Annotated in this window: 22 protein-coding genes and 1 tRNA gene; 14 read left to right on the top strand and 9 right to left on the bottom strand. The window is 56.4% G+C overall.

Going from position 1 to position 26,305, the window contains the following annotated elements; all coding sequences use genetic code 11:
* Position 1: 1 nt before the first annotated feature.
* The 5 genes from MNODULE_RS09035 (at position 2) to MNODULE_RS09055 (ending at position 7,610) form a co-directional block, all read left to right on the top strand.
* Positions 2-1,993 carry a glycosyltransferase gene (locus tag MNODULE_RS09035; protein WP_168059099.1) on the top strand — a complete coding sequence of 664 codons (1,992 nt, stop codon included), beginning with the start codon at positions 2-4 and terminating at the stop codon, positions 1,991-1,993.
* A 270-nt stretch (positions 1,994-2,263) separates the two neighbouring features.
* A complete protein-coding gene (locus MNODULE_RS09040) occupies positions 2,264-3,286 on the top strand; it encodes a hypothetical protein (RefSeq protein ID WP_168059100.1) in 1,023 nt (340 codons plus the stop codon).
* Positions 3,287-3,382: 96 nt separating this feature from the next.
* Complete coding sequence (locus MNODULE_RS09045) at positions 3,383-4,459, top strand: glycosyltransferase (protein ID WP_168059101.1); 1,077 nt, start codon at positions 3,383-3,385, stop codon at positions 4,457-4,459.
* A 1-nt stretch (position 4,460) separates the two neighbouring features.
* Positions 4,461-6,245, top strand: coding sequence for an ABC transporter ATP-binding protein (locus MNODULE_RS09050; RefSeq protein ID WP_168059102.1), 1,785 nt, complete (start codon positions 4,461-4,463; stop codon positions 6,243-6,245).
* A gap of 39 nt (positions 6,246-6,284) precedes the next feature.
* Complete coding sequence (locus MNODULE_RS09055; protein WP_168059103.1) at positions 6,285-7,610, top strand: alginate export family protein; 1,326 nt, start codon at positions 6,285-6,287, stop codon at positions 7,608-7,610.
* A 133-nt stretch (positions 7,611-7,743) separates the two neighbouring features.
* Here MNODULE_RS09055 and MNODULE_RS09060 read toward each other — a convergent pair whose 3' ends face one another.
* Entirely contained in the window at positions 7,744-8,670 is a 927-nt protein-coding gene (locus MNODULE_RS09060) for a LysR family transcriptional regulator (RefSeq protein WP_168059104.1), read from the bottom strand.
* Between the two features lie 146 nt (positions 8,671-8,816).
* Here MNODULE_RS09060 and MNODULE_RS09065 point away from each other — a divergent pair, with 146 nt between their 5' ends.
* From MNODULE_RS09065 to urtE, 8 genes are all read left to right on the top strand, one after another.
* Positions 8,817-10,274, top strand: a complete 1,458-nt coding sequence (locus tag MNODULE_RS09065; protein ID WP_168059105.1) for an MFS transporter — start codon at positions 8,817-8,819, stop codon at positions 10,272-10,274.
* 885 nt (positions 10,275-11,159) lie between these two features.
* Positions 11,160-12,386 carry a formamidase gene (gene fmdA, locus MNODULE_RS09070; RefSeq protein WP_168059106.1) on the top strand — a complete coding sequence of 409 codons (1,227 nt, stop codon included), beginning with the start codon at positions 11,160-11,162 and terminating at the stop codon, positions 12,384-12,386.
* A 28-nt stretch (positions 12,387-12,414) separates the two neighbouring features.
* The gene (locus tag MNODULE_RS09075; RefSeq protein ID WP_168059107.1) at positions 12,415-12,729 is read left to right on the top strand and encodes an FmdB family zinc ribbon protein; all 315 of its coding nucleotides are present in this window, start codon (positions 12,415-12,417) and stop codon (positions 12,727-12,729) included.
* A 127-nt stretch (positions 12,730-12,856) separates the two neighbouring features.
* The gene (gene urtA, locus MNODULE_RS09080; RefSeq protein ID WP_202882167.1) at positions 12,857-14,044 is read left to right on the top strand and encodes an urea ABC transporter substrate-binding protein; all 1,188 of its coding nucleotides are present in this window, start codon (positions 12,857-12,859) and stop codon (positions 14,042-14,044) included.
* A gap of 103 nt (positions 14,045-14,147) precedes the next feature.
* Positions 14,148-15,065: an urea ABC transporter permease subunit UrtB gene (gene urtB, locus MNODULE_RS09085; protein WP_168059109.1), complete on the top strand. Its 918-nt coding sequence runs from the start codon at positions 14,148-14,150 to the stop codon at positions 15,063-15,065.
* 17 nt (positions 15,066-15,082) lie between these two features.
* The gene (gene urtC / locus MNODULE_RS09090; protein WP_168059110.1) at positions 15,083-16,291 is read left to right on the top strand and encodes an urea ABC transporter permease subunit UrtC; all 1,209 of its coding nucleotides are present in this window, start codon (positions 15,083-15,085) and stop codon (positions 16,289-16,291) included.
* Positions 16,292-16,304: 13 nt separating this feature from the next.
* Complete coding sequence (gene urtD / locus MNODULE_RS09095) at positions 16,305-17,054, top strand: urea ABC transporter ATP-binding protein UrtD (RefSeq protein ID WP_181070948.1); 750 nt, start codon at positions 16,305-16,307, stop codon at positions 17,052-17,054.
* 33 nt (positions 17,055-17,087) lie between these two features.
* Entirely contained in the window at positions 17,088-17,777 is a 690-nt protein-coding gene (urtE, locus tag MNODULE_RS09100) for an urea ABC transporter ATP-binding subunit UrtE (protein WP_168059111.1), read from the top strand.
* 227 nt (positions 17,778-18,004) lie between these two features.
* Here urtE and MNODULE_RS09105 read toward each other — a convergent pair.
* The 6 genes from MNODULE_RS09105 to MNODULE_RS09130 all read right to left on the bottom strand — a co-directional run bounded on the left by MNODULE_RS09105 (position 18,005) and on the right by MNODULE_RS09130 (position 23,999).
* Positions 18,005-18,078: transfer RNA gene (locus MNODULE_RS09105), tRNA-Gln, on the bottom strand.
* A gap of 58 nt (positions 18,079-18,136) precedes the next feature.
* Complete coding sequence (gene gltX / locus MNODULE_RS09110; protein WP_168059112.1) at positions 18,137-19,561, bottom strand: glutamate--tRNA ligase; 1,425 nt, start codon at positions 19,559-19,561, stop codon at positions 18,137-18,139.
* Positions 19,562-19,683: 122 nt separating this feature from the next.
* A complete protein-coding gene (locus MNODULE_RS09115; protein WP_168059113.1) occupies positions 19,684-20,265 on the bottom strand; it encodes a hypothetical protein in 582 nt (193 codons plus the stop codon).
* Positions 20,266-20,272: 7 nt separating this feature from the next.
* Entirely contained in the window at positions 20,273-21,118 is an 846-nt protein-coding gene (gene larE / locus MNODULE_RS09120; protein ID WP_168059114.1) for an ATP-dependent sacrificial sulfur transferase LarE, read from the bottom strand.
* A complete protein-coding gene (locus tag MNODULE_RS09125; RefSeq protein WP_168059115.1) occupies positions 21,115-22,605 on the bottom strand; it encodes a M16 family metallopeptidase in 1,491 nt (496 codons plus the stop codon). Before MNODULE_RS09125 ends, larE begins: the two co-directional genes overlap by 4 nt.
* Complete coding sequence (locus MNODULE_RS09130; RefSeq protein WP_168059116.1) at positions 22,602-23,999, bottom strand: M16 family metallopeptidase; 1,398 nt, start codon at positions 23,997-23,999, stop codon at positions 22,602-22,604. Before MNODULE_RS09130 ends, MNODULE_RS09125 begins: the two co-directional genes overlap by 4 nt.
* A 191-nt stretch (positions 24,000-24,190) precedes the next feature.
* Between MNODULE_RS09130 and MNODULE_RS09135 the strand changes: the two genes are divergently transcribed.
* Positions 24,191-24,880 (top strand): Spy/CpxP family protein refolding chaperone, encoded by a 690-nt coding sequence (locus MNODULE_RS09135; protein WP_168059117.1) that lies wholly within the window; start codon positions 24,191-24,193, stop codon positions 24,878-24,880.
* A 62-nt stretch (positions 24,881-24,942) separates the two neighbouring features.
* On the opposite strand, the gene MNODULE_RS09140 is transcribed toward MNODULE_RS09135, so the two are convergent.
* Together MNODULE_RS09140 and rlmN are read right to left on the bottom strand one after the other, a co-directional pair.
* A complete protein-coding gene (locus tag MNODULE_RS09140) occupies positions 24,943-25,098 on the bottom strand; it encodes a YHS domain-containing protein (RefSeq protein ID WP_202882154.1) in 156 nt (51 codons plus the stop codon).
* An 80-nt stretch (positions 25,099-25,178) separates the two neighbouring features.
* Positions 25,179-26,282, bottom strand: coding sequence for a dual-specificity RNA methyltransferase RlmN (gene rlmN, locus MNODULE_RS09145; RefSeq protein ID WP_168059118.1), 1,104 nt, complete (start codon positions 26,280-26,282; stop codon positions 25,179-25,181).
* Between the last annotated feature and the right edge of the window lie 23 nt (positions 26,283-26,305).

The following is a 26,305-nucleotide window of genomic DNA, read 5'->3' on the forward strand; positions in this document are numbered from 1 at the left end:
GATGACCCGAAAAAAGGTGCTCTTCTACTGTCAACATGTTCTTGGAATGGGTCACTTTATCCGGAGCATGGAGATCGTCCGCGCGCTGAACGATTTCGAAGTCTGTTTCTTAAACGGCGGGGAAATCGTCCCGGGATTCCAGTTTCCTTCATCGGTCGACGTTGTGAATTTGCCGCCGCTCACATCGGATGCGGACTTCAAGGAGGTTCGATCCGGCGGCCCACATTCTCTCGAAGAGATTAAAGAGACCCGGCGGTTGAAAATCCTCTCGGAATTTGAGCGGTTCAAGCCCGATCTTTTCATCGTCGAGCTCTTCCCGTTTGGAAGGAGAAAATTCGCTTTTGAGCTGGTTCCCCTCCTCGCGCGGATTCGTTTGGGCGGGTATCCGACCCAGGTGGTCTGCAGTCTTCGAGATATTTTGGTGGGCAAGCGGGATCAGGCGCGGCATGAAGATCAGGTCTGCCGGATCGTGAACCGCTATTTCGATCTGATCCTGATCCACTCCGATCCCAGGTTTCAGCGATTGGATGAGACATTTTCCAGGGTGGAAGATATTCATGCGGCGACCTGGTATACCGGTTTTGTCGCACAGCAGGTCGGTCAACCCTCCGGTGATCGGCGCGAAGAGATTCTGGCGGAGGATGAAAAACAGATGATCCTTGTCAGCATCGGAGGCGGGCGCGTCGGAATCGAATTGCTGGAGTGCGCCATCGGCGCGGGGCCGATCGTTGGAGAAACGGTGCCGCATCGGATGCTCCTTTTTACAGGACCCTATTTTCCAGAGGATCACTTTTTGCGGCTTCAGAAGAGGGTCGAAAAGAATCCGAATATGACGATCAGGCGGTATACGACCGACTTTCTTTCGTATATGAAGCGAGCCGACCTTTCGATCAGCATGGCCGGCTATAACACCTGCATGAATATTTTGATTACCGGGACAAAATCGTTGCTCTTGCCGTTTACGGGAAATCAAAACGAGGAGCAAACCATCCGGGCGGAAAAATTAGCAGCCCTCGGTGTCGCCGCGATGATTGGTCCGGACGAACTGCAGCCGCGATCGCTCGCCGATCAGATCATCCGCGCCCTCAAAACGGAGCCGGTTTCGGTCCGCTTGGAGATGCAGGGGGCCGAGAAGACAGCCCGATTTCTTGGGGAAACGGTCCGGTCCGGGCAACGGGGGAAAGATCAGGCGAAGCGGAAATTCGATTCACTCGAACGGCCGCTCAGACCGCTCCTCGATAAGATGGCGGAAGACAAAAGGAAGATCGATCTCTTCTTAAGGGACGATGACGTCGATGAGGATGAGGAAACGCTCCAACAACTATTCGATATCACCTTGGCGCATTACGTTCCTCTGAATCTGGAGATTATTCCGGGCGCGCTCACCGATTCAGGGATCAAGCTGCTCGATCATCATAAGCATCTTCACCCGAATCTATTTGAGCTGAACCAGCACGGCTGGCTCCATCGGAACCATGAGATGGAAGGGAAGAAATGTGAGTTCGGGATCAGCCGCACTTTCGATCAACAGTGGGAAGATATTTCAAAGGGGAAAGCGCTTCTGGAGAAGATCTTCGGGGAGAAGTTCTATCCCGTTTTTACCCCCCCCTGGAACCGCTGCACCGAAGAGACCTATCACGTCCTCGACCGCCTCGGCTTTCGGGTCTTCTCGAAAGACAAAGGGGAACGGCCGGTCACCCGATTCAGCTTCAAAGAGATCTCGACGACGCTCGACCTCTATCGCTGGAAGGGAAAGCCCTCGATGAAATCGCCGGACGAGATCGTGGAAAGTTTGGCGATCCAGATGAGAGGGAGCGGGCCGATCGGAATCCTCCTCCACCATAAGGTGATGACCGAGGAGGCATTCGCGTTTCTCGACGCGCTGCTCGGCGCGCTCTGTCGGTATCCGAATCTCCGATTCCATACTTTTCAGAGCCTCGCGGAAGCGGCTTCTACCTTGCCAGACCGGAAAGGGCTATCCCCCCTATGTTGATCTTCCCGTATGGAATGAGTGGAGGATGGAACAATGCGGAGAAACCGGCGCGCCTGCCGGAATTCCATCGGGAACGGCCGCCAACAACGTCTTTTTCATGGTGCGAAATCGGCGGAGCGCCGCTTGGCGGATAGTTTCACTCCCGTTTTTGTAGGGGCATGGGATTTGCTCCCGACCCCTGAACGAGAGCGTGCGAGGCTAAAGAGGACAATGTTGAAGACTTTGCCGCAATCGGAAGAGGTCAAACAGATGAAACCAGGGAGGAGAATAATGAAAAATCCAATTAAGTTGTGGCCGATCGTCGCACTCTTTTTCGGTCTGGTTGCGTGTGGCGGAGGCGGCGGAGCGGCTGGAGGAGGGGGTAATGCCGCGGGGAGCGAGAATCCTTCCGGGCCGACGCTCGGGATGACGGCCGTTCCTCAAGCGGCCGGCGCTTCGGCGTCCGTTTTTTCCAAGGTTCTGGTTCAGGCCGGGCGTTTCTTTGCCGGCGGCCAGGCCTTGGCGCAGAGCAGTTGCCCGCCGGAAAACTTCAAACATCAATTTACGCTGATCGATGGGACCCTCTGGCTCTCTCAGGCGTATGTCATTGCGGACGAAGTCGAGTTCCGGCGGCAACCCTCGTCATTTACCTCGCCGGAATTCGGCCCTTTTGCATTGGATTTAACCGGGACCGATCCGAATGTGCCCGAAGCAATCTCCATCTCGGTTCCGACTGAAAATTACAATGGAGTGAAGTTCAAGATCAAACGGCTTGAAGATGATCGCGCCGAACAACCGAAGAATGTCTCAAACCTTCCCGCCTTCCTTGAAAAACTCGGTTTCAGCGGCAACGACGACCGGCGGCCGAGCGTCTGGATTCAGGGGGTCATCGGTTTGGGAGCGCCGGGGAGCTTCACGCGCTGCACCCCCTTCACCTTTGTGACCGACCATCGATGGCAAGTGACGGTGCCGTTCTCCAGCGGTGCGACGGCCGATCCCAACACGGTGGACGCCGTGATCTTTTTTGATCTGGAAGGGGCGTTCCAATCGTCAGGCGTTACGGCCGCGGAGTTAGAAGCGGAGGTGGGACAGCCCTCCTCCAAAAAGCCGCTCGGGGCGGGATTCCTGGATGGACGGACCAAGGATGACCGGTTCGGCACGCCGAAGGCCCGCCAATTGGCCGTAGCGCTTCCGACCCGAATGCAGCTCTTTGTCCAGCAGGGCGGGACCTTTTCGGCCGATCCGACGATCCGCCCCGACGCCACGATCGTTACGGATGACAATCCCTCGGCGTCGGATCTGCAGGGGACTTAGCGAACGGATTCATCTGCACTGTTGTAATGACATGACCGGGATGATGAGAGAGGGGCCGTCTCACGCACAAAAGGCCGCCTCTGATACGAGGATGAAATGGGTCGCAGTCGGATTGTAATGGTTGTCAGCGGCTTTCCCCGCCGTTCGGAGACATTTGCGCTGCAGGAGCTGCTCGCTCTCGACGGGTGTGGTTTGTTGGCCGCCATCTTTGCGACGAAGCCGGGAGACGGCTCTTCTCTTCACCCCGATTGTCACAGAATTCTCAACAAAGTTCAGCTTCTTCCGGCCGGAAGTTCGGTCGAGCAGGCCGAGGCGTTGGTTCAGCGTCTCGATCGTAAAACGGTGACCGGCATCCACGGCTACTTTGCCCATACTCCCGCCGAGGTCGCCTCTCATGTCTCAGCGCGAATCGGTATTCCATACGGCTTCAGCGCGCATGCGCTCGATCTTCGCAAGGTACCTGGTGAGGAAATGGCGGCGCGCGCGGGCAACGCCGCCTGCGTGATCGCCTGTAATCCCGATGCCGCGGCCGATCTCTCCAGGCGCGGCGCGAAAGTAAAACTGCTCCCGCACGGCGTCGATCTCGACCGTTTCCGCCCGGCCCCGTTGACCCTTTGTGAGCCGGTGCGTTTGCTGGCGGTCGGCCGGCTGGTCGAGAAAAAAGGGTTTCACATACTGATCGAAGCGGTCCGCCGGCTTCCGTTCCCGTTTTACCTTCGGATCATCGGGGAGGGACCCGAACGCACGCGGCTGGCGGCGGCTATTCTTGAGGCGGGTCTTTCGGAGAGCGTCGAACTCTGCGGCGGCATGACGCATACCGACCTTCCGGGCCAATACGCAAAAGCGGATATCATCCTCGTCCCGTCGATCCAAACCGGCGCCGGAGATCGGGACGGTCTGCCCAATGTCGTTCTCGAGGCGATGGCGAGCGGACGTCCGATCATCGGAAGCGATGTCGGGGCGATCGGGAGCGCCGTCGCGCAGGGAGAGACCGGAATGCTCCTTCCTCCGGGCGACCCCTCGGCGCTGGCCGGCGCGCTCGAAACGCTGGTTCGTACGCCCGGGCTCTCTATGAAATTCGGGAAGGCCGCGCGCCGGCTCGTCGAGCGTGATTTCGAGCTTGGCGCCTGCACGGAGCGCTTTTGCCGGCATTTGGAAACGGTCTACGTTTAAGATGAGAAAAAAAGAACCGTCGAAATTTAACCGGATCGTGCTGAATCAACTGGGCGAGGTGAAGGGAAACCTTTTCGTCGCCGCTGTTTGCATGATCTGTTACACGCTGACCGAGCTCCTCGCACCCTGGCCCTTCAAGATCATCTTCGACCACATTCTGTTGGTCGAACCGCTTCCTTCTTCTCTCTCCTTCTTAAAAGGAATTTTCCAGCGCGGAGAGATTTTCTCTCTGGTCATCTTTTCTCTTTCGATTTTTCTGATTGCGATCTGCAAAGGTCTCTTTTCCTACCTCCAAATTTATATGACATCACGCATCGGCTACCAGGTGGTCGACACCCTCCGGAGGGAGCTGTTCGGCCATCTCCAGCGGCTTTCCCTCTCCTTTCACAATCGGGCCCGGTCGGGCGAGCTTCTGACCAAGGTGACGAGCGACACCAACATCCTGAAGGATGTTTTCGCCGGGTCGGCGCTGACTTTCACGTCCCATCTGTTCACGATTATCGGAATGTTCGCCATCATGCTGGCGATGAACTGGAAATTGACGCTGATCGTCCTGGCGACCCTTCCGGTTTTATCGTACGCCCTCTTTTATCTTTACGGCAAGATCAAAGCGTCGGCCCAGACGCAGCGGAGAAAGGAGGGAAAAGTCGCCTCCCGGCTCAATGAAATCCTGGCATCGGTCTCACTGGTTCAGGCCTTCGGCAGGGAGAAATATGAGAAGGAGCGGTTCGAGACCGAGAGCGCCGAAACGTTCGAAGAGAGCATCCGGACCGCCCGGATGGAGGCGGCCACCACCCGGACCGTCGAGATCGTCAGCGCGGTCGGCGTCTGCGCCGTGGTTTTCTTCGGCTCCTTTCAGGCCCTCCAAGGCCGGATGACTCCCGGCGAGGTATTGGTCTTCATCGCTTATTTGAACAACATGTACAAACCGATCCGGAATCTCGCCCGGCTTTCGGCCAAATTTGTCAGAGCGAAGGTGAGCGCGGAGCGGGTTTCTGAAATATTGGAAATCGAGCCGGAGATTCAAGATCGTCCGGACGCGGTTGAGGCATCTGACTTGAAAGGAGAGATTGTCTTCAAAGAGGTCTCTTTCGACTACGGAGGGGGGAGAGATGTTTTGAGGAAGGTCTCTTTTTCAATCCTTCCGGGTCAGAAGGTCGCGCTAGTCGGCGCCTCCGGGGCCGGCAAATCGACCATCGTCAACCTGATCCTTCGCCTCTACGATCCCCAGGGAGGGGCGATTTTGATTGACGGGATCGACATTAAACGCTACCGGCGAGAGTCGCTTCGCCGCGAGATCGGGATTGTCCTTCAGGATTCGATCCTCTTCGGCGCGACAGTGAAAGAGAACATCTCTTACGGAAAGCCGCAGGCGACGCAAGAGGAGATCGAAGCCGCGGCGCGGCGGGCTCATGCGCATGATTTTATCACGAGTCTTCCAGAGGGATACGACACCGTCCTCGGGGAGCGGGGGAGCACCCTTTCCGGGGGGCAGCGCCAGCGGATCTCGCTCGCCCGCGCCCTCATCAAGGAGCCGTCGATTCTGGTCCTCGACGAGCCGACCTCCGCGGTCGACGCCGAATCGGCGACATTGATCCAAGACGCCCTCATCAATTTCCAAAAGGGGCGGACGATCCTGGTGATCGTTCATCAGTTTTCAGCCATCAAACATGTCGATCAGATCTTCGTGATCAAGGACGGGGAGGTGGTCGAGCAGGGAACCCATGATGCCCTCCTGGAGCAAAAGGGGCATTATCATCAGCTCTTCGAGTTTCAGCTCCGCTAAGAGATATCCGCCCCTCCATTCAGAGAGGAGTTTCTCATCTTGATACGTATTCTGTTGGTTTTGATTGTTCTTTTGATCGATCGCTCCACTTTGCTTGCTTTGGAAAACGGCCAGGAGGTTTCAAAGGAGGGGAGGCCGGCGCCGAATGGGAAAAACGAGGTTCCTCCCGTGATCGATCCGGATGCCTCTCCCGCGTTGAGTTTTGAGATTACGCCGAGGCTCTCGGTCGGCGCGAAGATAGAAATCAATTTTCTCAGAAGGATCAATCGGGATCTCGATCGCGCGGAGGAGGACGACCGGATCGACACGGAGGCGTCGTTGGATCTGGCGGCGCAGTTGATTTTGACCAAGGACATTCTCTTTTTTGTCGATCTTGATTTTTCCGATGAGCGTCTCTTTCGAGACGGTGAGGGGCAAGCGGAACGAGAAACAAAGGGTCAATTCGATCGGCTGTATCTTCTCTGGGAACGTTTTTTCTCCCCTTCTCTCGACCTGCAGGTGGGGCGCCAGCGGTTTAACGATGCGCGGGAATGGCTCTACGATGAAGAGCTCGACGCCGTCCGGCTCTTTTACACCCAAGCGCCGTTTGATCTGGAGCTTTCCGCGAGCACAAACCTCCTCGATCCCGAGGGGCCTGAGGAGAAAATTCGAAATTATGTTTTATATGGGACGTATCAATTCGGCCGGAAGGAGAAGATTTCGGTCTACGTGGTGGCCCAAAGGGATCCGACCGATGAGGAAAGGAACCCGAATTTTGTCGGCCTGTTGTGGCGGGGAAAGGCGATCGAGGATCAGAAATACTGGCTGGAGATCGCCTCTCTCTCCGGGCGCGAGGATTCGACGCGGCTTAGCGGGTATGCATTCGATTTCGCATGGACCTCGGAATTTGATTTGCCGTTAGAGCCTTCTGTTACCATCGGTTACGCGTTCGGCTCCGGCGACCCGGAACCGGAGGACGGGGTCGATCGGAATTTTCGGCAGACCGGCCTTCAAGACAATGAAGCAAAGTTCAACGGTGTGAGGAAGTTCAAGTATTATGGTGAGTTGTTCGATCCGGAGCTAAGCAACATGAGGATACGCACTTTGGGATTCGGAATTATCCCCTTTGAAAAGTTCTCTTTCGATGTTGTTTTCCATTCTTATTCGCTTGTCTATTCAGGTGTGGAGTTGAGGGATACCGGAATCCGGGAGGATCCGTCAGGGACGTCGAAAAATCTGGGAAAAGAGGTCGATCTGATTGTCGGATTTAAGATGACTCCTGAGATGCTGTTGGAGGTTTCGACCGCTGCTTTCGTGCCGGGTAAGGCGTTCCCCGGCGCAGGCAATGCTTATTCCGGGGAGGTGACAATCCGCGTTTCATTCTAGATTTTTATTGAGAACATTGAGAATTCGCAGATAACTGGCAGCCCGAAAAATAAAATTAAGTAGTTGATAAGAGGTGGCCGGCTTTCGTGGACGATCTTAGAGCTTTTTGTTTTGAGGTTTCAGTGACATAGGGTTATTTAGAAGTTCCCTTTGTCGATGATTCGGTGAGTTGCTCCGCGCAAGTGTCCCGAACGCACCCGCGCAGCCAGCGATGCGCCGGATCGGCATCGAGCCGCGGGTGCCAGAGCAATGAAACCGTGATCTCCGACGTGGAGACCGGAAGGGGAAAACTATGCATTCCGGCGCGCAGGTTTCCGGTGTGTCGTTCGGGAACAGTGGCGATCAGATCGGAGGTCCGAGCAAGCGCCAATGCGGTCGAAAAACCACCCACGATCGTGACGATCTCCCGCTGCAGTCCGAACGGTTTCAAGGCGTCATCAATCGGTCCTCGGTCGAGCCCACGCCGCGAGACGCAGATGTGCCTGCCGGTCACATAACGGGAGAGAGTGATCTCGCCCCGGCTCAGCGGGTGCCCCTTTCGCACGACGCCAATGAAACGGTCTCGGAACAATGCCTGCGCACGCACCTCCGGACCCGTCGTCTCCCCCACAACGCCTGTTTCCAGATCGACGGTCCCGTCGCGAAGCGGCGCGCTCTCTTTGTTTGGCTTCTGCACGAAGCAGAGCCGCACGCCGGGCGCTTCCTCGCCGACGCGAGCAATGAGGCCCGCTCCGAAGTTTTCCACAAAGCCTTCGCTGGTCCGCAGGGTGAACGTTCGGACGAGCTGTTTGAGGTTGAGCTTCTCGGCAGGGCGTAGAACCGATTCTGCGTCCTGCACGAGCCGACCGACCCGCTCGCGAAGTTCGAGCGCTCGGGGTGTGGGAACGAGACCGCGTCCTGCCCTGACCAACAGCGGATCGCCCGTCGTCTCACGCAATCGCGCCAGCGCCCGGCTCATCGCCGACGGGCTCAGGCGCAATCGTCGGGCTGCGCGCGCAACGCTCCCTTCGGCGAGCAGCACATCCAGGGTGATAAGTAAGTTGAAATCGGGTTTCGACATCGGTTGAATATAGCACAGTTTAATCGTGATGTGGCGTCAAACGCATGAATAAAGTGTAAGTGGCGCGCCTTCCGCCGCATCAAGCAAATGACTATACTCTGTTTATGACAGCTCCGCTTCGGGAGCCGCCGGAAAAAGGAGTTCAGATGAAGCCGATGATTGCAGAACGAGATGAGGCCATTGCTGGAGGTGCGGAACGGGCCCCTTCGGTTCGGTGGGCGCTCGCCACCCTTTCGCTCTCAACGTTGCTCTCCTCGCTCGGCACCAGCATCGCCAATGTCGGTTTGCCGACGTTGGCAGAGGCGTTCAACGCCTCCTTCCAGGAAGTCCAGTGGGTCGTTCTCGCTTATCTCCTCGCCATTACCACCCTGATCGTCAGCGTCGGACGGCTCGGCGACCTCACCGGCCGCCGACGGCTGCTACTGGCCGGAATCTTCCTGTTCACGGCCGCCTCGGTCCTGTGCGGCGTCGCGCCCACGCTCCGGATGCTGATTGCCGCCCGGGCGGCGCAGGGCCTGGGAGCAGCCGTCATGATGGCCCTCACCATGGCCTTTGTCGGCGAGACGGTTCCGAAGGCAAAGACCGGTAGCGCCATGGGGCTGCTCGGAACGATGTCCGCAATTGGCACTGCGCTCGGTCCATCGCTCGGCGGCGTTCTGATCGCAGGACTCAGTTGGCGGGCCATCTTCCTCGTCAACCTACCGCTGGGACTCCTGACTTTCATTCTCGCCCATCGCACCCTGCCTGTTGATCGCCGGGAGCCGAAGGCGGATCGGGCCGGATTCGACCATGTGGGCACGCTGCTGCTTGCGCTGACGCTCGCGGCGTATGCCCTCGCCATGACGATGGGGCGCGGCCGTTTCGGTTCGCTCAACATTACATTGCTGTCGGCTGCGCTCTTCGGAGCCGGCCTCTTCGTGCTCGCCGAGGCGAGAGCCGCATCGCCTTTGATCCGATTGGAGATGTTCCGCGATCCGGTGCTGAGTGCGAGCCTTGCCATGAGCGCGCTCGTCTCGACGGTGATGATGGTGACGCTGGTGGTTGGGCCGTTTTATCTCTCTCGTGCGCTTGGGCTCGATGCGGCCAGGGTTGGAATCGTCTTATCGGTCGGTCCGCTGGTCGTCGCGCTGACGGGTGTGCCGGCCGGTCGCATTGCGGATCGTTTTGGCGCGCAACGCATGACCCTCGTCGGGCTCATCGGAATCGCGGCCGGTTCCTTCATTCTTTCGATGATGCCGGCGACGCTCGGCATCATCGGCTATCTCGCGCCCATCATAATCATCACCGTCGGCTATGCGCTGTTCCAGACGGCCAACAACACCGCCGTCATGGCAGAGATCCCCGCGGACCAGCGGGGCGTCATTTCCGGCATGCTCAACCTATCGCGCAATCTCGGGCTCATCACCGGTGCATCCGCGATGGGCGCCGTATTCGCGCTCGCATCGGCCACGATCGACATCACCACGGCGCGTCCTGAGGCCGTTGCCAGCGGCATGCGGATCACATTCGCAGTCGCGGCCATTCTGGTCGTCGTCGCGCTCGCCATCGCGGTTGGAAGTCGTGTTCTCGCAAAACGCCCTTCGCACTCCGGATACGCGTCATGATCCTACTCGACGCGACGCGCGCCGGCGTCGAGACCGCTGTTTTTGGATGGGAAGAAAAGGGGAGGCTGGCCTTTGTGGACAATCTTAGAACTTTTATCTGGATGATCTCTTCTTTGTGCGTGGGTATCAATCGGGTTTCTTCTCTTCATCCAAGTTCGTCTCTTTTTTAGCTTATTGATGATTAGGAACAGATTGAGCACGACCTCTTTCAGTTTTTCCGATGTTCCGCTTCCAGTCGCTTTAAGCCCGCGGGGTGATCGGCTTGTTGCTGAGAAGGGAAGCCGGAACGCTCCCTTCCAGCTCCCGCGTCCATACTCCATCAATCGAATATTGAAGCCGGGATTTCGTTCAATGCTCCTTGACGGCTCCAATGTTTGGATCTCATCTAGAGTCTCAAACCCTGTGCTCTGATGTAAAAACAACCAGACCTTCCTCTCTTCCATACTGCTCTCTCCTCCAAGAATGAATCACTTTATATTTCATTCTGTCTACATGTTAAAAAAACAGGGCCTTGTCTGAAAGCAGACAATTCCGTCGCGAAGCCTCTCCGCTGCTCCGTTTCCATTTTTACTCGTTAATCTGAAAAATGAATTGGAAAATTGGTCTCTTACAGAGTTTTACATTGCCAATATCGGAATGGCATTTGATTTGCTCTTCGTGTAAGCAGGATACAGCGTTGTATTCTGAAATGCAGCGAAGGCGCTTTCTTCCATGATGTGAAATTTTCTTCATGGCAAGGAGCGCTTTTTTATTTACATGGAGGAGGAAAATGAAAATCGCATTATGAAGACCACATGATGAAATCAAGCAAAAGAATCTGCCGCATCGATTCATCCCGCGGCGCATGATCCTGCGTAAAATTTTAAGCTCATAAAGGGGGGAGAGATGCCTAAAACGCTGATCAAAGTCGATTTTAGCAAAACACCGGAGAAGCAATCGGAAGTGATCCACAACCGCTGGCACCCGGACATCCCGATGGCGGTGATGGTAAAGCCGGGCGAGGAGTTCCGCATCGAATGCCTCGATTGGACGGGTGGACAGATCGCCAATAATGACAGTGCGAATGATGTTCGTGACGTTGATCTGACCCAGGTGCATTACCTCAGTGGGCCGGTCGGCGTGGAAGGGGCGAAACCGGGTGATCTGCTGGTTGTGGATATTCTCGATGTCGGCACCCTGGCGGAATCGGAGTGGGGCTTCACCGGCTTATTTGCGCGGGAGAATGGCGGCGGGTTTCTGGTCGATCACTATCCCGAAGCGCGCAAGGCTTGCTGGGATTTTCATGGAATTTATACAACCTCACGGCAGATTCCCCATGTGAAGTTCGCAGGCATTATGCACCCCGGTTTGATCGGCTGTATGCCCTCGAAAGAGCTGCTGGCGGAATGGAACAAACGTGAAACCGCATTGGTGGCAACAGACCCGGACCGTGTTCCCCCCTTAGCCACGTTGCCGAATGTGAAATCCGCGGTCATGGGGGGGCTGCGCGGTACTGCCGCCGAGACGGCCGCTAAGACAGGCGCGCGCACGGTGCCGCCGCGCGAACACGGCGGCAATTGCGATATCAAAAATCTGTCGCGCGGCTCGCGCGTTTATTTCCCGGTGTATGTAAAGAATGCCGGCTTGTCGATGGGCGACATTCATTTTTCACAAGGGGACGGCGAGATCACTTTTTGCGGCGCCATCGAGATGGCCGGTTACCTCGATTTGCGCGTGGATCTGATCAAAGGCGGCATGGAGAAATATGGCATCAAAAACCCGATTTTTCAGCCGAGTCCGATGGAGCCGCGCTACACCGATTATTTGATCTTCGAAGGGATCTCCGTCGATGAAAAAGGAAAGCAGTTTTATCTCGACCCCCACGTCGCTTATCGGATGGCCTGCCTCAATGCCATCGAGTATCTGAAAAAATTCGGTTATACCGGTGAGCAGGCCTATGCCATTCTCGGCACGGCGCCGGTGGAGGGCCACATCAGCGGCATCGTCGACATTCCGAATGCGTGCGCAACGCTCTGGTTGCCGACCGGCATCTTTGATTTCGATATCAAGCCGACTGCCGCCGGGCCGGTCAAGCTAAATATGAAGGGTGTCGATTTGGCGAAAGCGTCGTAATCGCTCACCTGAACATTAGGAGAATTTTATGCCGATGTATGACTATCAGTGTAGCGATTGTGGAAGTTTCACGGGATACGCGCCGGTCAGTCGGGCCGCCGAGCCTCTTCCCTGCCCGGGATGCAGCGGTCCGGGCCGGCGGATCATCTCAGCGCCGAATCTGTCGCGGATGAATGGCGATGTCAGGAAAGCGATGCATCGCAATGAGCGGGCCGCCCATGAGCCGGGGATGGCGCGGCGAAGTGGCGCTGTCGGCGTCTCTTCCGATCCTGAACGTAAGGGGACGCCGGCGTTACAGGCTCAAACCAAGGTCAATGCACGGCCATGGATGTTGGGGCATTAAGAGCATCAATATGTTGGTTGTATCCAGACTGAAACCGTTTTCATTCACAACTGTAAGGGGGAGAACGATGGATAGATTGAACGGACAAAAACTTTTCAAAATCAGCGCGATCTTCATCGGCATCATCATGATGGCAGCCGGCGTGGTGGTTCGCAGCGTGATGGCGGCCGACTATCCGACGGCGAAAGTCAACACCACCAATCTGGCGGTGACGGATACCACAGTGAAAGTCGGGATATTACATTCCGCGACCGGAACGATGGCGATCAGTGAGACAGGATCGATCCAGGCGGAAAAATTGGCGATCGCCCAGATCAATGCCATGGGGGGAGTTCTGGGGCGCAAGATCGAAGTGATTCAGGAAGACGGCGCCAGCGACTGGCCGACCTTTGCGGAGAAGGCGCGCAAGTTATTGGTCAAAGATAGGGTGGCAGCGGTTATGGGATGCTGGACATCCGCTTCACGCAAAGCCGTGTTGCCGGTATTTGAGAAAGAAAACGGTTTGTTGTATTACCCCACTTTCTACGAGGGCTTGGAGCAATCGAAGAATGTGATTTATACCGGACAAGAAGCCACACAGCAAATTTTGGCCGGTATCGATTGGATCGCCAAGGAAAAAGGAGCCAAGTCGTTCTATCTGATCGGTTCCGATTATATCTGGCCGCGCACTTCGATGAAAATTGCAAGGAAGCATATTGAAAATGTGCTGAAGGGAAAAGTGGTCGGCGAGGAATACGTCGCCTTGGGCGATACGCAGTTCGGCTCTGTGATCAACAAAATCCGATTGAAGAAGCCGGATGTCATTTATGCTGCGGTGGTCGGCGGCAGCAACGTCGCCTGGTTCAAGCAGCTCAAGGCGGCAGGCATTACCTCCAAGACGCAAACCATGTTGACCATTTCGGTCACCGAAGACGAAGTGCTCGGCATCGGCGGCGAAAACTTGGAAGGCTTTTACTCCGCCATGAAATATTTCCATAGCCTCGATAACGCCAACAACAAAGCCTTCGTAGAGGAGTTCAAGAAAATGTGGGGGCCGAAGAGTGTCGTCGGCGACGTCACCCAAGCGGCCTATCTTGGCCCCTGGTTGTGGAAAGCCGCCGTCGAAAAAGCGGGGAGCTTCGATGTCGACAAAGTGGTGGCCGCCTCGCCCGGACTTGAGTTTAAGGCAGCACCGGAAGGGTATGTCAAAATTCATAACAATCACCACTTATGGAGCAAGCTGCGGGTCGGCAAGTGGCGCAGCGATGGTCAGGCGGATGTCGTCTACGAATCCCCACTGATCGAACCCGATCCCTTTCCCAAAGGTTACCAATAAACGGATGCGTCGTCTCCTCTAAACATTGCAGGGACGCAAATGTTTAGAGGAGGACCACCGATTGCTTACACTAACCTGATTTTTAATTGAGAGAGGCAGGGTCATGGGGGAATATTCCGCATCTGAATTATGGTCCATTGTGGTGATGCAAGGGTTTTCCGGACTGAGCTTATTCAGCGTGTTGCTCTTAATGGCCTTGGGGCTGGCGATTATTTTTGGTCAGATGGGCGTGATCAACATGGCGCACGGCGAATTCATGGCGATCGGGGCCTACACCACCGTGATGCTGTCGAAAGTCGCGGTAGAGTACGGTTTCGGTAACTTGTATTTTTTGCCTGCGATTGCGGTCTCCTTTGCCATGGCGTTTCTTACCGGGTATTTGGTAGAGATCGGGCTCATCCGATATCTCTACAAACGGCCTCTCGATACACTGCTGGCGACGTGGGGTCTCAGTCTCATTATGCAGCAGACCTTTCGCTCCACCTTCGGCGCAAAAGAGGTCAGCGCAGAACTGCCGCCGTGGATGATGGGTTCGTTCAAGCCGACGGAAACAGTGGACATTCCGATCAACGGCGTCTTTGTCATGGGCTTAACGGCGTTCGTCTGCCTGGGCGTATTTCTTTTCCTGTTCCGCGCCCGTTGGGGTTTGCAGGCGCGGGCGACCACGCAGAATCGGGTGATGGCCGGCGCCGTCGGCATCAACACCAAAAAAGTGGATCGGGTCACCTTCGCTTTAGGGTGTGGGATTGCCGGTTTGGCCGGCGCCGCCTTTACCACGATCGCATCAACCGGCCCCACCACCGGCTCCCTTTACATCGTCGACAGTTTTATGGTGGTGGTCTTCGGCGGGGCGGCGAGTTTAATGGGGACGGTCGTGTCGGCATTCGGCATTGCTCAAGCCCAATCGATTCTGCAATTTTTCATTACCAGCTCGATGGGGAAAGTAGCGACCCTGCTGGTGATCGTGACCATTCTGATGATACGTCCCGAAGGGCTGTTCGCGGCGAAAGTGCGCAGATAACTATTCAAGGAGTTTTAATGATAAAGGCAATCTTTCAAAAGATGTTGGGTGGTAAATCAGGCATGGCCGGCCTGCTGATCTTGGCGGCGATTATTTTCCTGGTCTTGCCGCTCGGTCTCGACTTATTTCGCCTGAATCTGGTCGGCAAATATTTGACCTATGCGTTTGTTGCGGTAAGCCTGGTCTTGTTATGGGGCTATGGGGGGATTCTGAGTCTCGGTCAAGGGATTTTCTTCGGCTTGGGCGGTTATTGCATGGCGATGTTTCTCAAGCTGGAAGCCTCCGACCCGGTCAGCACCAAGATCCAGACCACGCCGGGGATTCCTGACTTTATGGACTGGAACCAGCTGACGGCGCTCCCCTGGTTCTGGGAACCGTTCCATAGCCTCACGTTTACGATCATCGCCATCCTGCTCGTGCCGACGCTCTTCGCCTTCCTCATCGGTTCTGCCATGTTCAAGCGCCGTGTCGGGGGGGTCTACTTTGCGATTATCACCCAGGTCGTCGCGTTGATTCTGACCATCCTGATTGTCGGTCAGCAAGGTTATATCGGCGGCGTGAACGGCATTACCGATTTAAAAACACTGCGGGGATGGGATATCCGGAGCGATTCCGCAAAATATATTTTGTATTTCATAAACGGCACGTTGCTGGTCGGCGTGATTTTGCTCTCACGGGTGATCCTCGGCAGCAAGTTCGGCCTGCTGATGCTGGCGATGCGGGATAAGGAAGAGCGGGTCCGTTTCTCCGGCTATGACGTCGCAAATTTCAAGATTTTCATGTTCTGTCTTGCGGCGATGATTTCTGCGATCGGCGGCGCGATGTTTACCTTGCAGGTTGGATTTATGTCGCCCTCGTTTGTCGGCATCGTCCCCTCTATTGAAATGGTGATCTTTGCGGCGGTGGGCGGGCGGATGTCTTTGATCGGCGCCGTCTATGGCGCCTTGCTGGTCAATTATGGAAAAACCGCCTTTTCAGAAAGCTATCCCGAGCTCTGGTTATTCCTCATGGGGGGATTATTCATCGCAGTCGTGATGTTTTTCCCAAATGGTCTTGCCGGAATTTATGAAAAGTACGGCAAAAAACGTGTTGCCGGAAAAGAGTACACGGGCTCCGGTCCGGTGATGCCGTCGCGCACTCTGCCCGACCCGAAACTGGTGCCGGTGGGTGACGCCGTTTCCCCGCCGACAAAAGGGATGGGGATCAGCAAGCAATCGGTTCATTGAGCGGGGAGAATGGATGATTACCAACAATGATTATATGCTTTCAATCGAAGATCTTACGGTCTCTTTTGATGGGTTCAGGGCTGTTGATGCGATCTGTTTATATATGGATAGAAACGAACTGCGCGTCATCATCGGCCCCAACGGCGCGGGCAAGACCACCTTGCTCGATCTGATTTGCGGTAAGACCAAGGCCACGTCAGGGTCGATCAAGTTCAAGGGGAAGGAGCTGACGACCCTTCCCGAACACGGCATTGTCCGCGCGGGGGTCGGGCGAAAATTTCAGACCCCTTCTATTTACGAAAATCTCTCAGTATTTCAAAACCTGGAAATGTCCTTTCCACGCGGGCGAAGCGTATTCGGCTGTCTGACATTTCGCCGCACCGACGATGTGCTCGATCGTGTCCATGAAGTGGCTGAACAGGTGATGCTCACCGATTCCCTCCACCTCGAAGAGGCGGGCCTGCTCAGTCATGGTCAGAAACAGTGGCTGGAAATCGGCATGCTGCTGATGCAGGATCCGGAGCTGTTGATGCTGGATGAACCGGTGGCGGGGATGAGTGTCAAGGAGCGCGAGCAAACCGCAGAGTTGCTGAACAGGATTTCACGCAATCGCTCCGTGATCGTGATCGAGCATGATATGGAATTTGTAAAACGGATTGCTCATAAGGTCACCGTGCTCCATCAGGGCAAGGTGTTAATGGAAGGGACGATGGATCAGGTTCAGTCCGACCCGCGTGTTGTCGAAGTTTATTTAGGTCATTAGATCATCATTAGAAAGAGAAAGGTAGAGCAGACGATGTTTGAAGTTTCCGATTTACAAGTCAGTTATGGTCAAAGTGAAGTGATCCATCAGATCAACTTCAGCGCTAAAAAGAATGAAACGGTGGCGATCATGGGCCGGAACGGCATGGGAAAAACGACGCTCTTCAAGGCGCTGATCGGCATTCTGCCAAGTAAAGGCGGCAAGATTACGTTAGAGGGAAAAGAGCTCACCCACCTCGAAAGCTATCAACGGGTGAGCAGCGGCTTGGCTTACGTCCCCCAGGGGAGGATGATTTTCCCCAACATGACCGTGGAGGAAAATATTAAAACCGGCCTGGAGAATTCGAAAACCAGGGAGATACCGGAGGACATTTATAGCCTCTTTCCGGTTTTATTTGAGATGAGCCGCCGCAAGGGGGGAAATCTTTCGGGCGGACAGCAGCAGCAACTGGCGATCGCACGCGCGCTGGTGACGAATCCAAAGGTTTTGCTGCTGGATGAGCCGACTGAGGGGATACAGCCATCGATCATCAAGGAGATTGCCCGCACGCTGAACGAGATCCGTAAGATGCGGGAAATCACCATTCTTGTCTCAGAACAGGTGCTCAGTTTTACCTTGGAGATCGCAGATCGTCTCATCGTGATCGAATCGGGTCAGTTCATTCACGAAGATCAGCGCCAACAGGTGGATGCCGCTAAGATTCGGCAATATCTGTCTGTGTAGTCCTTCGCAAGGTCTGATGAAAGAGAAAGAGGTTGGATTGTTAGAGTAAGGAAATAACAGACGACCGTATCGTCGACGTCAGAAGAGGGGGTATCATATATAATCCCAAGTGTTCAGAAGTATATCGTGAAAGTGCTTGCCTTCCGACACCTCACTCTCGAACGACTCGCCCGGGATCAGAGCCCTTATTTTTACTAACTAAAGTCTACAATTCGTGGTTTTGGAGGTGGCTGGGGGACGAGGATTCGAACCTCGGTAAGCAGAGTCAGAGTCTGCTGTCCTGCCGCTAGACGATCCCCCAATAGAGAAGGTTGGAAGGTAGAAAGAATTTAACGGAAAGCGCTTTTGCTGTCAAGCGACTATTTTGCGGTGAATTGAGCCACCTGCCGGTCTAACCGCTTCAACGATTTTTCTTTTCCAAGAATCATCAGCACGTCAAAAATACCCGGGCTGACCGTTTTCCCGGTGACCGCCGCGCGGACCGGCTGGGCGATCTGGGCCAGCTTCAGCCCAAGCGCCTCGCTGATCGATCGAAAGGCCTCCTCCAATGGCGCATGCTCGAACGGCGTTTCCGCCAGCCGATCGCGAACCGCCTTAAGAACCGGCAACGCTTCCGGCGTGAGGAGCTTCTGCGCCTTCTCATCGATCGTGATCTCATCCGTAAAGAAATAGACCGCCGAATCCGCCATCTCCTTCAACGTCCGGGTGCGCTCGCGTAATGCGACCACGATCTGCGTAAGGCGCGCCAGGTCGATCTGGTCGGATGCAACTCCGAGCCGCTCCAGGTGGGGGAGCAGAAGCTGCGCGAGCCGCTTCGGATCGCCGGTTTTAATGTAGTGCGCATTCAGCCAGATCAGCTTCTCTGGATTGAAAACCGCGGCCGAGGCGCCGACCTGCTCGATCGAAAACTTCTCGATCAGCTCCGGCAGAGAGAAAATTTCTTGATCTTTGTGGGACCAGCCGAGGCGAACGAGGTAGTTGACCATCGCCTCCGGGAGATATCCCTCCTCGCGGTATTGCTGAATGGCGGTGGCCCCGTGACGTTTCGAAAGACGCGCCTTGTCGGGACCGAGGATCATCGAGACATGGCCGAAACGCGGGAGGGGATAACCGAGCGCCTGATAAAGCTGGATCTGCCGCGGGGTGTTGTTCAGATGGTCGTCCCCCCGGATGACATGGGAGATCTGCATGTCGACGTCGTCGACCACCACGCAGAAGTTGTAGGTCGGCGTTCCGTCCGAGCGGAGGATGATCAGATCGTCCACGGTGCCGGCATCGAAGACGACCTTCCCCTTGACCATATCGTCGATGACGATTTCCCCCTCGGAGGAGGCCTTAAACCGGATGGCGGCTTCCTTTCCTGGGACCGGCGCGGTCAGCAGGCGGCAGCGGCCGTCATAACGGGGGACCTTCCCTTGGGCCATCGCTTCTTTTCGTCGCGCGTCCAGCTCTTCGGCGGTGCAGTAGCAGTGGTAGGCCAGTCCGCGGTCGAGCAGCTCCCGGACCTTCTGCCGATAGAGATCAAACCGGTCGGTCTGACGGATCGGATCTTTGTCGGAGCCTTCCCATTTGTCCCAATCGAGACCGAACCAGCGCATCCCGTCGATGATCGCCTCGATTGCTTCGTCTGTCGATCGGGAGCGGTCGGTGTCCTCGATCCGGAGGAAAAATTTTCCGCCGTGATGCCGGGCGAAGAGCCAGTTGAAAAGAGCGGTCCTTGCCCCGCCGATGTGAAGGTAGCCGGTCGGGCTGGGGGCAAAACGGACGCGAACGTCGGACGACATATCGAGCAATCTCCTTCTACCTACAAACGTTGCGAAATTATGGCATCTTTGAGAGCGAAAGTAAAGTTGTAGGGGCGGACCGTTGTGTCCGCCCTGTCTCTCTGAAAATCCTCTGCCGGTGTTTAAAACGGATTCACGCCCAGAAAATCGGCGGGCGGGGTGAACCGGGCGGGGTCGGAAGGTTCGGTCCGGAGGGAATCGTAGTCGGCGACGACCGTCTCATAATCGCTTGCCGGGTAGATCGCTCGAAGGGGAAACTCGGACGCGTCGGCGGTGGTCCATCGAAGGGAGTGCCACTTTTTCCCCTTCTCTTCAAGAATAATAAAATAAAGCCGCGCTTCCCTTCCCTTGAGTGTTCCCTCCCTCAATAAGATCCGCTTCTCTTCCAGTGGCGCCGGGGGGGGCAACCATCCCTCTCGGACCGCTTTCAGAATGCGCGCCGGACCGAGCCTCGCCCTAAAGTAAATCCGGTCGGCGGGAAAAAGACGGAGCTCTTCCATTTCTTTGAGGTCGTAGAGGTCGATCTCCTCCGATCCGGCCGGCTCGTATCGGATCTTTGATCCGGTTTGGTGGAAGACCCCCTTTGCGGTGATCGGGGCATGGTAGGGGGAGTGAAAGGTCACTGTCAGGTCGGCGACCCACATCGGCGGGGGTGAGGGGGCCTGAGCGATCAGCAAGAAAAAGAAGAAGGATAAAAAAAACAACGATCGGCTATTTCTGATCATCGGACCGATGCAGCAGGATCAGGTTTCCATTCGGCCGGACGGCGCCTCCCGGTCGATAGCCGGCGAGATCGAGGGTGACCCATTTGAACCCGCAGGCTTGAATCTGGGCGACCAGCTCCTCTCTCCGCCCGGCATCGAGGAGGGCCGGGAATTCTTCGACCGCGATTTCGATCCGGGCTGTCTCGCCATGGTAGCGGACACGGAATTGCCGAAATCCGATCCGGCGAAGAACCTCTTCCGATTCCTCCACCTGTTTGAGACGTTCGTAGGTGATCGGCGTTCCGTGCGGGAATCGCGAGGAGAGGCAGGCGGAGGCCGGCTTGTCCCAGGTCGGGAGCCCCAGCTCCCGCGAGAGCGATCGGACCCCCTCCTTGTCCAACCCCGCCTCGACCAAGGGACTGCGGACCCCCCGTTCCCGCGCGGCCTTCAGGCCGGGACGGATGTCGGTCAGATCGTCGAGATGGGTTCCGTCCACAATCGTCCGGAGGCGTTCTCTTTCGGCGACGCCGGTCAGGAGGGTGTAGAGGTCGCCCTTACAGAGGTAGCAGCGGTTTGTATTATTCTCGGCATAGCCGGGAATTTCGAGCTCATCCGATTGAACGAAGATCTGGCGGATGCCGATGGCGGCCGCGACCTGTTTTGCCTCTTCCAGTTGAGATAAAGGAAACGTCGGGGAGATCGAGGTGACGGCGACGGCGGTCTCCGGGAGGGCGTCATGAGCAACCTTCGCGACGAGGGCGGAGTCGACCCCGCCGGAGTAGGCGACGGCGACCGATTCCATCTCGTGTAGAATTTGAAAGAGACGGTTGTATGCGGGCTGCGCGTCGCTCACCGGCCCGCTCCCTCTTTTTGAGCAGGGAGGTTGATCATGGGCGGGTCGCTGGTCCGGATCCCCCCTTCCGGTTCCGGGGCGTTTCTCATCGCCCCCGACTCCGCCGGCGGAGGAGCGGGAGGCTCTTTCACGTTCGCTTCGCTCTGTTTCGCGACGACGACCAGCGCGTAGTGTTCCGGGTCGAGATATCTTTTGGCGACCCGCAGAACATCTTTATCCGTGACTTTGTTGATGTAGCTCGGGTACTTCTCGAAGTAGTCGAGCCCGAGCTGATAATATTCGATCGCCGAGAGGAGGGAGGCAAGGCGGGCAGTCGTCTCCATCCGCAGCGGGAAGCTTCCGACGAGGTAAGCCTTCGCTTCGGCGAGCTCCGTTTCGGTGACCGGTGCGCTTCGGATTCTCTGAATTTCTTCCAAGACCCCTTCGATCGCTTCGTTGGCGCTCTTCGATTTTGTCTGAAGCGAGACGGCGAATTCGCCGGGGAACCGGTTGGCGTCGAAGAGGGAGTAGATCGAGTAGACCAAGCCTTTATTGTCCCGGATATCGGTCATCATCCGCGAAGAGAATCCGCCGCCGCCGAGAATGTAGTTCATCACCGTGACGGCGTAATAATCGGGATTCCCCCGCTCGATGCCGACGTGGCCGAGGACGACGCTCGCTTGCGTCAGCTCCTTGTCGATCAGCTCCATCTTTCTGGTCTGAAAGGGGGCCGGCGGGCCGATCCTCGGAAAGAGGATCTGTTTTCGTTCCCACTTCCCGAAATACTTCTTGGCCAATGCGACCGCCTCTCTCTCGGTGACGTCGCCGACGATCGAGAGGATCAAATTGTTCGGAGCATAATAGGTTTGATGGAAAGAAGCGATGTCGTCGCGCGTGATGCCGGGGATCGTCTCCTCCCGGCCGATCACCGGATGTTGATAGGGGTGCTCGCCGAAGATGATGCTTCGGAAGGCCCGGTCGGCGATCGCCTGGGGTTGGTCTTTTTCCGAGAGGATGCTGCCGAGGATGTTTTTTCGAACCCGCTCCACCTCTTTCGGATCGAAAGCGGGGTTGATGAGAATATCGGACAAGAGGTCGAACCCGGTCTCCACCTCCTTCTTGATGACCCGGAGGCTGGCGGTCATATAATCTTCGCTGGCGCCGGCTGCGAGGTTGGCCCCGATGAAATCGACCGCGTCGGCGATCTGTGTGGCGCTCCGTTTTTTTGTCCCCTCATCGAGGAGCGAAGCGGTCAGGTTGGCGAGGCCGGCCTTGTCGTTCGGATCATAGAGGGAGCCGGCCCGAATCAGCGCCTCGACGCTGACGATCGGGAGGGAAGAACGCTCCAGGATCAAGAGGGTGATCCCGTTCTCCATCACGACTCGCTTCGGCTTGATCTCGGCGGCGGAAGTAGGGACGGCCGGCATAAAAATGGAAACGAAAAGGAGAACGAGGATCGGGAGAAAGAGAGGCCGCGGGAAGAGAACCGGCTGTCTAGAATAACTCATCGTGACTCCTTTGCCGGCTCATCGGGAGCGGGGCTTTCCGCCGCTTCGGCTTCTTCGTCGGCCGAAGGGGGGAGAAGGGTGCCGACGCTCCGCTGATCCTCGACCAGGTACTTCCGGGCGACGCGCAGGACGTCCTGCGCGGTGACTTTTCGGATGTTGTCGACGAACCGGGTGACGTATTCATGTCCCGCGCCGACCGTCTCCGCCGTGCCGATCCGCATGGCGCGATAAAAGTTGGAATCGGATCCCAAAATAAATTCGGCTTCGATCTGGTTCTTCGCTTTTTGCAACTCCTGGTTGGAGACCGGCTCCGTCTGAAGCCGGCTGATCTCGTCGGTCAAGGCCTCTTCGATTTCTTCAGGCGAAACCTGAGGGCGCGCCGTCGCGTAGACGTAGAAGAGTTCCGGATCGGCGGTCAGGCCGTCGTAATGTCCGCCGGCATCGAGCGCGATCTGCTGCTGATAAACGAGGCCGCGGTAGAGCCGGGAGCTTTTTCCGGATGAAAGAATATTTGAGAGGACCTTCAACGCATAGGTGTCGGGACTCTTGTAGTTGGGGGTATGAAACGTGGCGAAGACAAACGGAAGCTGCGCCTCCCGTTTTACAACGGTCCGCCGCTCGCCGAGCTGAGGGGGCTCGGGCGGAATGTATTTCGGCGGCTCCGGTCCTTTGGGGATCTTCTCGAAGGCGGCCTTGATTTTGGGGAGGAGCGTTTTGGTGTTGAAATCACCGACGACGACAATGGTTGCATTGTTCGGCTGGTAATAACGTTGATAGTAGTCGAAGGCGTCGTCGCGCGTGAGATGGTCGAGATCGCTCATCCAGCCGATGACCGGCGAACGGTAGGGGTGGACCAAAAAGGCGATGGCGTACAACTTTTCGATCAGGAAGGAGTAGGGGTCGTCTTCCGTTCGGGTCCGGCGTTCCTCTTTCACGACCTCCGCCTCCAGTTGGAACTCTTTCGGATCGATGATGAGGTTTTGCATCCGGTCCGATTCCAGCTCCAGCGACAATTCGATTCGGTCCGAAGCGAAGTTTTCGAAGTAGGCGGTGTAGTCGTTCCCGGTGAAGGCGTTCTCCGTCCCGCCGTTTTTGGCGACGATCCGTGAGAACTCTCCCTTTCCATACTTCGGGGTTCCCTTGAACATCATATGCTCGAGGAGATGGGAGAGGCCGGTCTTGCCGGTGATTTCATTCCGCGAGCCGACCTTGTACCAGACCTGGAAGGTGACGACCGGCGCTTTGTGCTCCTCCAGCAAGATCACCTTGAGGCCGTTGGGAAGAATCACCTCTTCGATCTTGGCGGCCTGGCCGAAGACGGGGATGAGAAGGAAAAATAAAAGAAGGAAGAGGAGGGAAGCGTTCAGGCGGGGCGAGCTTTCTCTTCGATGCATCCTAGCTCCTAAGCGATTTTCTAAACTCGGCCATCTTAACAGATGCTTAAAAAGTGTGTCAAGGCAGCGTCGGGGTTCACTCTGTCGAACCCCGACGCTTGCGTGGGTAGAACCGCCGGTTGTCTGATGAAGGATTTTCGTTTATCATAGACACTTGTGATGACCAGTCGAAAAATTATCTGAGGAGGGATATGATGAATAAACGGAATCTGTTCCGGCAAGTCGGAATCGGGATGCTGGTGGTCTCTCTGACCGCGGCGACGGTGATGGCGCAAGGATCGCCCGGCCAAAGCCCGCATCGCGGCGGGGAGGGGGGGCGGATGGAGCGGCCGAAGGGCCATCCACCGTCTTCCGGGATGCGCGGCGGAAGTTTCTTTTCAGCGGAGGGACTAAAGGAAGGACTCAACCTGACCGACGAGCAGGCGAAAAAGCTTCACGATCTTTTTATCGATTACCGCAAGGGGGCGATCCAAAAGCGGGCCAATCTCCAGGTGGCCGAGATTGAGCTGGAGGAGCTGATCGCCGATCCGAAGCTGGATCTATCCAAGATCGAGAAAAAGGCGAAGGAGAAAGAGGGGCTGGAAACCGATATGCTGATGTTCCGGGTCCGCTCCATGGCCAAGGCGAAAGAGTTCCTCTCCGACGCCCAATACGACAAGTTTAGATCGATGATCGAGCGCCGGATGTCGATGGGCGGCGGGGGGATGCATTCAATGATGGGCGGAATGTCTCACGGAAAAATGGGTAAAGGAAAAGGGATGAAGGGCTCCCCCCACGGTTCGATGGGGGGTGGTAAAGGCTCGCCGCACGGCTCCATGGGGATGGGATCCCCGCACGGATCGATGGGAATGTCGGATTCGTACGAAGACGACGATGAATAAATAGATTCGTATTCGACTTGACCGGAGATCGTGCGATCTCCGGTCAAGCAGAGACCTTTTCTTTATCCCGCCTTCCGGGCGTACTGTTCGGGAGACTTTTGAAACTTCTGAAAACATCCCTCCGAGCAAAAGCAGTAGTGCTTTCCTTCAAAATCGGTGCAGATGTTCTCGTTCGTCACTTTCATCCCGCAGACCGGATCGGTCATCGACTTTTCCATATCACGCTCTCCTCGCTTTAGACTAATCGCTCACCATTCCAGTGTAGCGTTTCAGAAAACCGCGGTTCAAGAGGGTGGTTTTAACAGGGCAGCGCTGAGGTTGGGGTTTGCGTCCGGCGAACGGGTTGGACCAAAGGAAGGGATGCGGCGCCGACTTCACTGTTGAGCTGGCCGCAGGCGGCAAGGATATCTCTCCCTTTGCTCTTCCGGACGGTGGCCGTGAGGCCGGCGTGGTGCAGGATGTCCTGGAAGCGCAAAACATCCTGATCGGCCGGGCGGCGATACGGTGAACCGAGAAATTCATTAAAAGGAATCAGGTTGATCTTGCATCGGATCCCATGGCTCAGACGAACCAATCGCGCGGCATCTTCCGGCGTGTCGTTCACCCCGGCCAGAAGGACATATTCGAAAGTGATCCTCCGGCGAGACGGAAGGGGGAAGGCTTTGCAGACCTTCAGAAGTTCTTCGATCGGGTAGAGCCGGTTGACCTTCGGCATGATTTGGTCTCGAACCTCATTCGTGGTGGCGTTTAAGGAAATTGAGAGGTTGACCGGCACCTCTTCCCAGAGCTTTAATATCTGTGGGACCATCCCCGCCGTCGAGACGGTGACCCGTCGCGGCGAGAAACCGAGCCCGATCGGCGAGATCATCCGCTTGAGCGCCTCGACCACCTGGGTGAGATTGGCCAGCGGTTCGCCCATTCCCATCATCACGATATTGGTGATTCGGCTCTCTTCAGGCAGGGTCCGTTGAACGGTGAGGATCTGGCCGACGATTTCATCGGCCTTCAGGTTGCGCTTCAGTTTTTCCCGCGCCGTGAGGCAGAAGCCGCAGTCGAGGGTGCAGCCGGCCTGTGAGGAGATGCAGAGGGTGAGGCGGTTGTCGTCCGGAATGAGAACCGATTCGATCCGGTTTCCATCCTCCAACCCTAAGAGAAACTTCTCGGTTCCATCGATTGACTTCCGGCGGGTGACAATCTCGAGGTGGCGCAGAGACGCCTTTTCGGCCAAAAGGGCGCGGTCGGCCTTGGAGAGATCGGTCATCTCTTCAAAATCGGCGGCCCGCCGCTGATAAAGCCAGGAGAGGAGCTGCTTGGCGCGGTATTTTTTCCAGCCGAGGTCAAGGAGCCACGCTTCCAGCTCCTCAAAGGAGAAGGCGAGGATGTTCTTTTTGCTCTCTGTCATGTTGCCTACCCTATCATAGAGAT

The sequence above is a fragment of the Candidatus Manganitrophus noduliformans genome (genome assembly GCF_012184425.1).
In the GTDB taxonomy this organism is placed as follows: Bacteria; Nitrospirota; Nitrospiria; order SBBL01; family Manganitrophaceae; genus Manganitrophus; species Manganitrophus noduliformans.

Coding starts and splice junctions, on each gene's coding strand:
- MNODULE_RS09035 (WP_168059099.1), top strand. CDS start 2: ATGACCCGAAAAAAGGTGCTCTTCTACTGTCAACATGTTCTTGGAATG.
- MNODULE_RS09040 (WP_168059100.1), top strand. CDS start 2,264: ATGAAAAATCCAATTAAGTTGTGGCCGATCGTCGCACTCTTTTTCGGT.
- MNODULE_RS09045 (WP_168059101.1), top strand. CDS start 3,383: ATGGGTCGCAGTCGGATTGTAATGGTTGTCAGCGGCTTTCCCCGCCGT.
- MNODULE_RS09050 (WP_168059102.1), top strand. CDS start 4,461: ATGAGAAAAAAAGAACCGTCGAAATTTAACCGGATCGTGCTGAATCAA.
- MNODULE_RS09060 (WP_168059104.1), bottom strand. CDS start 8,670: ATGTCGAAACCCGATTTCAACTTACTTATCACCCTGGATGTGCTGCTC.
- MNODULE_RS09065 (WP_168059105.1), top strand. CDS start 8,817: ATGAAGCCGATGATTGCAGAACGAGATGAGGCCATTGCTGGAGGTGCG.
- fmdA (WP_168059106.1), top strand. CDS start 11,160: ATGCCTAAAACGCTGATCAAAGTCGATTTTAGCAAAACACCGGAGAAG.
- MNODULE_RS09075 (WP_168059107.1), top strand. CDS start 12,415: ATGCCGATGTATGACTATCAGTGTAGCGATTGTGGAAGTTTCACGGGA.
- urtA (WP_202882167.1), top strand. CDS start 12,857: ATGATGGCAGCCGGCGTGGTGGTTCGCAGCGTGATGGCGGCCGACTAT.
- urtB (WP_168059109.1), top strand. CDS start 14,148: ATGGGGGAATATTCCGCATCTGAATTATGGTCCATTGTGGTGATGCAA.
- urtC (WP_168059110.1), top strand. CDS start 15,083: ATGATAAAGGCAATCTTTCAAAAGATGTTGGGTGGTAAATCAGGCATG.
- urtD (WP_181070948.1), top strand. CDS start 16,305: ATGATTACCAACAATGATTATATGCTTTCAATCGAAGATCTTACGGTC.
- urtE (WP_168059111.1), top strand. CDS start 17,088: ATGTTTGAAGTTTCCGATTTACAAGTCAGTTATGGTCAAAGTGAAGTG.
- gltX (WP_168059112.1), bottom strand. CDS start 19,561: ATGTCGTCCGACGTTCGCGTCCGTTTTGCCCCCAGCCCGACCGGCTAC.
- MNODULE_RS09125 (WP_168059115.1), bottom strand. CDS start 22,605: ATGAGTTATTCTAGACAGCCGGTTCTCTTCCCGCGGCCTCTCTTTCTC.
- MNODULE_RS09130 (WP_168059116.1), bottom strand. CDS start 23,999: ATGCATCGAAGAGAAAGCTCGCCCCGCCTGAACGCTTCCCTCCTCTTC.
- MNODULE_RS09135 (WP_168059117.1), top strand. CDS start 24,191: ATGATGAATAAACGGAATCTGTTCCGGCAAGTCGGAATCGGGATGCTG.
- MNODULE_RS09140 (WP_202882154.1), bottom strand. CDS start 25,098: ATGGAAAAGTCGATGACCGATCCGGTCTGCGGGATGAAAGTGACGAAC.
- rlmN (WP_168059118.1), bottom strand. CDS start 26,282: ATGACAGAGAGCAAAAAGAACATCCTCGCCTTCTCCTTTGAGGAGCTG.